The organism is Endozoicomonas sp. ALE010, from assembly GCF_049310165.1.
In the GTDB taxonomy this organism is placed as follows: domain Bacteria; phylum Pseudomonadota; class Gammaproteobacteria; order Pseudomonadales; family Endozoicomonadaceae; genus Endozoicomonas.
The window spans coordinates 1-6321 of the sequence record NZ_JBLYNV010000119.1 but is presented as its reverse complement, the minus strand read 5'-3'; the positions used below and the strand labels follow the sequence as shown (position 1 = coordinate 6321).

11 protein-coding genes and 1 pseudogene are annotated in these 6321 nt (G+C 49.0%); all 12 read right to left on the bottom strand.

Annotated elements, in window-relative coordinates; all coding sequences use genetic code 11:
- Positions 1 to 87 precede the first annotated feature (87 nt).
- A pseudogene (locus tag ACO6UY_RS23710) lies at positions 88 to 822 on the bottom strand (DNA mismatch repair protein MutS); the annotation flags it as partial.
- Positions 823 to 827: 5 nt separating this feature from the next.
- The gene (locus tag ACO6UY_RS23705; RefSeq protein WP_422462800.1) at positions 828 to 2147 is read right to left on the bottom strand and encodes an Arm DNA-binding domain-containing protein; all 1320 of its coding nucleotides are present in this window, start codon (positions 2145 to 2147) and stop codon (positions 828 to 830) included.
- Positions 2120 to 2311 (bottom strand): hypothetical protein, encoded by a 192-nt coding sequence (locus ACO6UY_RS23700; protein ID WP_422462798.1) that lies wholly within the window; start codon positions 2309 to 2311, stop codon positions 2120 to 2122. The genes ACO6UY_RS23705 and ACO6UY_RS23700 overlap by 28 nt, the downstream gene beginning before the upstream one ends.
- Positions 2312 to 2628: 317 nt before the next feature.
- Positions 2629 to 3018: a hypothetical protein gene (locus ACO6UY_RS23695; protein WP_422462797.1), complete on the bottom strand. Its 390-nt coding sequence runs from the start codon at positions 3016 to 3018 to the stop codon at positions 2629 to 2631.
- Between the two features lie 66 nt (positions 3019 to 3084).
- The gene (locus ACO6UY_RS23690) at positions 3085 to 3396 is read right to left on the bottom strand and encodes a hypothetical protein (protein WP_422462795.1); all 312 of its coding nucleotides are present in this window, start codon (positions 3394 to 3396) and stop codon (positions 3085 to 3087) included.
- A 70-nt stretch (positions 3397 to 3466) separates the two neighbouring features.
- The gene (locus ACO6UY_RS23685; RefSeq protein WP_422462793.1) at positions 3467 to 3937 is read right to left on the bottom strand and encodes a zinc-finger-containing protein; all 471 of its coding nucleotides are present in this window, start codon (positions 3935 to 3937) and stop codon (positions 3467 to 3469) included.
- Positions 3938 to 3964: 27 nt separating this feature from the next.
- Positions 3965 to 4135 (bottom strand): hypothetical protein, encoded by a 171-nt coding sequence (locus ACO6UY_RS23680; protein WP_422462791.1) that lies wholly within the window; start codon positions 4133 to 4135, stop codon positions 3965 to 3967.
- 74 nt (positions 4136 to 4209) lie between these two features.
- On the bottom strand, positions 4210 to 4494 hold the full coding sequence (locus tag ACO6UY_RS23675; protein ID WP_422462789.1) for a hypothetical protein: 285 nt from the start codon (positions 4492 to 4494) through the stop codon (positions 4210 to 4212).
- Positions 4491 to 4730 (bottom strand): hypothetical protein, encoded by a 240-nt coding sequence (locus ACO6UY_RS23670; protein ID WP_422462787.1) that lies wholly within the window; start codon positions 4728 to 4730, stop codon positions 4491 to 4493. The genes ACO6UY_RS23675 and ACO6UY_RS23670 overlap by 4 nt, the downstream gene beginning before the upstream one ends.
- On the bottom strand, positions 4731 to 4853 hold the full coding sequence (locus ACO6UY_RS23665; RefSeq protein ID WP_422462785.1) for a hypothetical protein: 123 nt from the start codon (positions 4851 to 4853) through the stop codon (positions 4731 to 4733).
- Positions 4850 to 5065, bottom strand: coding sequence for a hypothetical protein (locus ACO6UY_RS23660; RefSeq protein ID WP_422462783.1), 216 nt, complete (start codon positions 5063 to 5065; stop codon positions 4850 to 4852). Before ACO6UY_RS23660 ends, ACO6UY_RS23665 begins: the two co-directional genes overlap by 4 nt.
- A gap of 18 nt (positions 5066 to 5083) precedes the next feature.
- The coding region (locus ACO6UY_RS23655; RefSeq protein WP_422491509.1) for a helicase-related protein at positions 5084 to 6321 on the bottom strand (1238 nt) is incomplete at its 5' end.

Sequence of the window (6321 nt, the reverse complement as noted above, 5' to 3'; positions counted from 1 at the left end):
AAGAGATCAGTGCCTTCACGACGAGACAGTTTGCACTTAGGACCTATATATCTAGCCATTTACCGGTCTCCTGCTTATACACGACGCTTCTGGGGCGTACTGCAGCAGACAGCCAGCCGCTTCAATAGCCAGTGTTAAGTGGCTGCAGCCAAAGCCATCAAGGCTTTGCGTCTGGAACTGTCGGGTTAATTGCTCAACAGCACTCTCATGGTCAAAGTCCCACGGGGGGCGTTTGCTGGAACCGGGGCGACGCAGTAATATCTCAGGCCAGTTGCGGTCATCATTCAGCAATACTTCGGCCGGGCTCAGGCGCTCAACTTCAGAAAGCAGTGCCTCTTCACTGGTCACTTCAAGCACATTGAACCGACCACTGCTGATATCGAGAAATGCCAGCCCATAGCGGTTTTCCCGCTGGTTGACCGCCATCAGCAGATTATCCTGACGCTCATCCAGCAAAGCCTCATCACTGACGGTACCAGGGGTCAGAATACGAACCACCTTACGCTCCACCGGCCCTTTGCTGGTGGCCGGATCACCAATCTGCTCGGCAATGGCAACGGACTGACGCAACCGGATCAACCTGGCCAGATAACCCTCCACCGCATGGTATGGAATACCCGCCATGGGGATGGGTTCGCCACCGGATTGCCCTCGTTTGGTCAGGGTAATGTCCAGCAGGTGGGCAGCCTTTTTGGCGTCGTCATAAAACAGCTCGTAGAAATCACCCATCCGGTAAAACACCAGGTGATCCCTGTGCTGCTGTTTGATGCGCAAATACTGCTGCATCATCGGAGTGTGGTTGGAGAGGTCGCTTTTTTCCATTAAATTCAATGCTTTATGTCAGGTGACTGGAATCGTGGGGCGTTTTTGGGGCCTTTTTTATCAGTACAATGCCCCTTGTTTGCCAGTGCTGACCAGATGCGAGCCACTTCATTTTGACTTTCTGTGTTCATCCAACGCCCGTATTTTTTCACTAGCATGGAGTAGTCCGTGTGTCCCATCTGATCAGCAATGAACGCGATATTACCATGAGCAGTTAGTTGCCAGCAGGCAAAAGTATGTCGGGTTTGGTAAATTCTGCGATAGGTGACTTTGCACCGTTTGAGAATGTTTCGCCACTGGCTGCTTAGCGAGCTTTCAGAGTACCAGACTGAATCAATAGCATGGTGGTTTTCATGGGGCAGAGCAGTGGTTGGCCTGAAGACTGGACGAACCTTTTGCTCTTCTCTTGTTTGCTTATCAAGATGAATCTCTATATTGGTTGCAGGAAACATCTCTGTAAATCGTCGCTGGGCTTTCAATGCTTCCAGTGCTGGCGGCAGCAGGTATATGGTCCTGATACTGTCTGTTTTTGGAAGCTTGAAAAACTCGCCTTCATCATCCTTTGCGATGTTTCTCTGAACCTTGATTGTGCCTTTTTCAAGATCAATGTCTTCCCAGGCTAACGCCCTGGCCTCTCCGGTTCGCAAACCAGTATATACAGACATTGTGATCAGGTTTCTGTGAGACGGGTGAAGCATGGGGTCATTCATGATTCGTTGATACTCTTCCAATTCAAGCGGGTAGGGCTGAGATCTGCCAATTTTAAATTTCTTGCAGCATTTGCTCAGATTTAAGTCCGTATATCGATTTGCTTCCGCAAACTCAAGCATACCCCGGAGACAGGAAAGGTAATGGTTGGCCGTAGATGGCTTGCGAGTAGCAATAAGGTCCGCTCGCAGTCTATTAATGTCCTCAGGCGTTAATGAGGAAACCATTTGCATACCATCAAGCAGGGCAATACAGATCTTCAGGCTATCCCTGTACCGCCTTAAAGTTTGTGAACCAATGTCAACCGCTTTTATGGGAAGATATTTTTTGTAAAGATCATCCAGTTTTATTTCTTTCAGAGTATCAATTCGGCCGAACCGAACCGCGTTGCTGCTATCAGGAAATCTTGCCTGATAATCAAAGCATTTGGTTTTGATTTCATGGAGTACTGTCGATCTTAGGCCGACAGCGAACTTTACATTTTTTTTGGTTGGGGCCAGCCCCAGGGATTCGCGACAGCGAACCCCTTTGTAATAGAAAATAATTCTAAGGGAGTTGCCGTGTACTTCAACACCGGCAATCCCTTTTACTAACTCAGCGGCCTCGACTCTGCCCATTTGTTGTAACCTGATTTACTGAATAATAAACGGTTGTCCGGGGCATGACGCCAGACCAGGCCCTGAGGCCAGTTGCCTTTAGAGACTTTTTCCCGGATAGCTTTTTCTGTGTAGCCGGTTTCCTCGGCCATTTTTTTAACGGTAATCCACTCAATCCCTGACATAATTACCACCATTCCTGACTTTGCTCTTTGCCAAAAAGAGCGTCATTGACAGCTTTAAGCTGCTGTTCTGTAAGTAGCTGGTTTGACTCTTTATTAGATGTTTCCATGGTACAAAAGTTCCTTTTTCCTCAGGCCACTTGTCTGGCCGGTCTGGTGAGATTTGCCAGAGCCAATGTTTGGTTGGTTTTAGTTTTGGTTTTCATGGCGCAAAAGATCCCCTCCGCTGAATTAAGCGGTTTTAAAAAGTTCTGGTTTGTTTAAAGGTTTGGTACTTTAGTTATGTCACTTATGCGAACTGGGTTCGCATAAGCGCAGTGTTATGTGAACTTAATGCCCATCTCGCCAAACCGGATAACTTTCGGGTCTGAGTCTTCAATTGGTTGGATTATGCTTTTCATCAAATCGTAGGTTTTGCTGGCTCTATCGCCTTTAGACCAATTAAGGCCAACTTCAGCGAGGAAGATTTGTTCTATTTCATCAAACCGCTCAATCAGTGCTTTCCAGTAGCTAGATAGTTCAGCAACTTTATCCAGGTGGTTTCTTGCTTCTGGAACAGCATCAAGGAACAGCAAGCAGCGGTTAAAATCGTCAGGGTCGTGAGGGTGTGACTTTTCATTTCCCTCAATTCCAGCAATCGCCATAGCCATAGCTTTTGAAGAAGACCCAACGCGGCCATTAGCGAACCAATTTAAAATTTTATCTTTCATTATTTAGTCCTGATTTTATCGTTCATATAACAACCCGCTCAACCGGACAAGCCGGTTAGCTGTCGGTTATACGCCACTATCCAGCATTGAAAAAACTTCGCACATTGCAGTGTTAAGCTTTCCCACATCGTCATGGTTGTAGTTGCACATATTCAATTCTGGTGAAGTGAAGGCAACTTCCTTAGTCTCTTTGATAAGTTTTTCCAAAGCTTCTATTCGCTCGTTTGCTTCGTTGAGTAAACCGTTAAGCCTGTTAATATCGCGCTCTGCTTCATAGTCGCGCATGACAGCTTTTTGTTGGTTTTCCATTGCTCTATCATATTCTGCTTGTTCGTCGAGTATTCTGTTTTCCCATTCGACTGTACCTTCATCAAACATAATCAGCCCTCTAGTTCCCAGTTCAGCGCATAACAACAGCTTCGTGCGGACTGCGCCGCACAAGCGGGGGTTATATGCCTAAATAAATCTCACGGGCAGCGGCAGCAGCTTTTTTGCACATCGCTGTATCAAACCACCCAAAATGGCATTCTTCTTTCGGAATGCCCAGCTTGTCTGCCAGCTTTTGATAAGCAGCGTTGCGTGTCATCTTTCCCGTTCTGTGCAGAGCCTCAAAAGGTGCTTTGCCTTCCTTTCTGGCCTCTCTGGTAGCAGCATCAGCCAGCGTCCCAAGTGGTATGTCAGTGAATGGGTGCATTCCAACGTAAGAGTTGCACCCTTCACAAATATAAACCCAAGGCCATTCACCATATTTTCTGCCGTATATCTCAGCGTTGCTCTTTATAACCACAGTTTCACGGCCGCAACAGTTGCATTGCTCTGGTTTGGGTAATGGATTTTTTACCCGCTTTATTGCTCGTTTACTTGGGTTCCAAGGCGTCTTATTCATAGTCTTTCCCTTACCGGCATATAACAACCGCATAAACGGACTGCGCCGGTTAGCGCAAGGTTATGCGTCTTGTTGATCTTTAGGTATCGCTGCCAGTTTGTTTCTTAGCCTTATTGCCTCACGCTGGATGGTTTCTTTCTTGGTTCGCAATTCGTTAATCTCATCTTGTAGTCGCTCAACCTCGGCTTCCATATCTGAAACATGGTTTTTTAGCATTTGCACAATATTCATAATTTCCCTTTTATTGACCTACCTGCTAGCGCATAACAACAGCGTCAAGGGGACTATCGCCCCTTACGCAAGGGTTATGCGTTAAAACCAGCTTTGGTTAATGCTTCCTCAAGGCGTAAATTACCCCCTGACTTTCTGATCTCTGTTTGCATAGCTTCAACCAGAATGTTTATTTTGTTCTCAACTCCCATCCCCTCTTGAGGAATTAGTTCCCTCAGTGGGTGCCATTTGTTATCTGCATGAAACCAGATCGTTCCATCATCGCAAAGGGCAGACAAATATCCTTGACCAAAGCTCGAATGAGGTGTGTCAAAAATCTGAATAATCCTTCTCATATATTGTTGTTCTCTCTGTTTCATTGCCTACCTCCATCCGGCAGCAAAACATAAACCCCATCAGCCACCCTGAATTGAAACTTGTAGCTGTTGTTTTGCGCTTTCAGAAAATCTACAAACTTAAAAAACTCGCGTGAATCAAATTGAATCTCCTTGCCGGATTCAATGGTCTCCAGTTGCGATTTAAAGAACAGCCGCTCCTGGTTTCGAATCTCTGAATTGGCGATCTCTTTTCCCCAGGTTGCCTTGCTAAACATCATTCACTCCCCTCGCAGTAATTCATTCAGCTGATACCTGGTCAGGTTGGTACTCAGCAAAACTTCCCTGAATCCAAACCGTTCAACCAGTTCGATAATGGCCCAGCGATTCACAACTCCCTTCATGGCTGGGTTGCCATCATCTGTTCAATGGCCTTGTTGGCAACGGCCGCGCTGGCCATGGCCGCCGGTACAGGCTGGCCATCCGGGCAGAACACCACCCATTCCCTGAGCCAGGGCTCACGGTTGCCACTTTTAACCGAACGACTCACGCCTTCCATTCGCACAAGATCAAACGCCAGGCTGTGCAGCATTTTTCTTTCCATCTTTCCTGCCATGATCATCTCCCTGAACTGTTAAAAAGGAATGGTGTCGTCTTCAAAAGTTGCCCCGGGCTGATCCCAGACGGTGTCCAGCGCATCGCCCCAGCTGTCCAATTCATCATTAATGGCGCTGAAGTCATCGCTGCCCGGTGGTTTCAAGGGTTCCTGCCGTGGGCGTGCTGCCGGGTTGTCATTCCATTCGCTGGGTGTACCAGGCATCGGGCTCATGTCGTAGTTCAGGATCCGCTGGAAACGACCCTCCGGTTTCACCTGGATACGGCTGGGTACCACAAACGGAATCTGCTGCTCCCTTATCCGGTCCAGGGCATCGGCCACGGTTCTTGGGCATGGGGCATGGAACCCGGCACGTTTGAACCACCACATCTGGGCCTTGTTCTGGGCAAAGCCGGTATGCTCAAAACAGACCCACTCGGAATAGGCGTCAAAGCCACAGCGATAGGTCACCTTCAAGGAAGGGGGCTTGTCCTTTTTTTCGTGCAGGTCGTAATGAACGTCATCCACGTTGTACCACTCGGCCTCGACCTGGCTGGCCAGTACGGCCGCACCGCTGGCACTCTCTTCATGCTGTGGCTTTTCCGGCCATTGGTAGGCGCAGTCCGGGCACTCGCGAGTAAAGGCCAGTACAAAGGTCTGGCACTGGGGGCACTCTTTCATGGGTGCCTCACCCGTCACGCCTTTTTTCTTACGACGGATACTGTCTACATTGATCCGGTCAATGGGGCCATGGCGTTCCACATTGCCACCGTAGTCCAGCACCAGGCAGTCGGTCTTGCCGGTCTGTGGGCTGATGCGCAGGCCACGACCAAGGATCTGCACATAAAGCCCCGGTGATTTGGTGGGGCGCAGCAGGGCGATCAGGTCGGTCAGTGGGGCATCAAAGCCGGTGGTCAATACCCCCTGGCTGGTGAGCGCCTGAATTCTGCCCGCCTTGTAGTCACTGAGGATCTGTTCCCGCTCTGCTGCCGGGGTGCCACCGTGCACACAGGCCGTGGTAATCCCTTCATACTCCAGCAGCTCCTTGACTTCTTCCGCATGGGCGACACTGACACAGAATATCAGCCAGGCTTTACGGTCCTTGCCGTAGTGGATGATCTCGGTCACCGCCTTGTCAGTCACATCGTTGCGGTGCACTGCTTCTTCCAGGTCTTTGGTCATGAACTCGCCGGTACGGGTACGGACGCCGGCCATATCAATCTTCTCTTTGCCGCCTTTGCTGATCAGCGGAGAAAGAAAGTCTTCATCAATCAACC

Excerpts from the sequence above, each read along its gene's own strand:
- ACO6UY_RS23705 (WP_422462800.1), bottom strand. The coding sequence starts at position 2,147 with ATGGGCAGAGTCGAGGCCGCTGAGTTAGTAAAAGGGATTGCCGGTGTT.
- ACO6UY_RS23700 (WP_422462798.1), bottom strand. The coding sequence starts at position 2,311 with ATGTCAGGGATTGAGTGGATTACCGTTAAAAAAATGGCCGAGGAAACC.
- ACO6UY_RS23695 (WP_422462797.1), bottom strand. The coding sequence starts at position 3,018 with ATGAAAGATAAAATTTTAAATTGGTTCGCTAATGGCCGCGTTGGGTCT.
- ACO6UY_RS23690 (WP_422462795.1), bottom strand. The coding sequence starts at position 3,396 with ATGTTTGATGAAGGTACAGTCGAATGGGAAAACAGAATACTCGACGAA.
- ACO6UY_RS23685 (WP_422462793.1), bottom strand. The coding sequence starts at position 3,937 with ATGCGGTTGTTATATGCCGGTAAGGGAAAGACTATGAATAAGACGCCT.
- ACO6UY_RS23680 (WP_422462791.1), bottom strand. The coding sequence starts at position 4,135 with ATGAATATTGTGCAAATGCTAAAAAACCATGTTTCAGATATGGAAGCC.
- ACO6UY_RS23675 (WP_422462789.1), bottom strand. The coding sequence starts at position 4,494 with ATGAAACAGAGAGAACAACAATATATGAGAAGGATTATTCAGATTTTT.
- ACO6UY_RS23670 (WP_422462787.1), bottom strand. The coding sequence starts at position 4,730 with ATGATGTTTAGCAAGGCAACCTGGGGAAAAGAGATCGCCAATTCAGAG.
- ACO6UY_RS23665 (WP_422462785.1), bottom strand. The coding sequence starts at position 4,853 with ATGAAGGGAGTTGTGAATCGCTGGGCCATTATCGAACTGGTTGAACGG.
- ACO6UY_RS23660 (WP_422462783.1), bottom strand. The coding sequence starts at position 5,065 with ATGGCAGGAAAGATGGAAAGAAAAATGCTGCACAGCCTGGCGTTTGAT.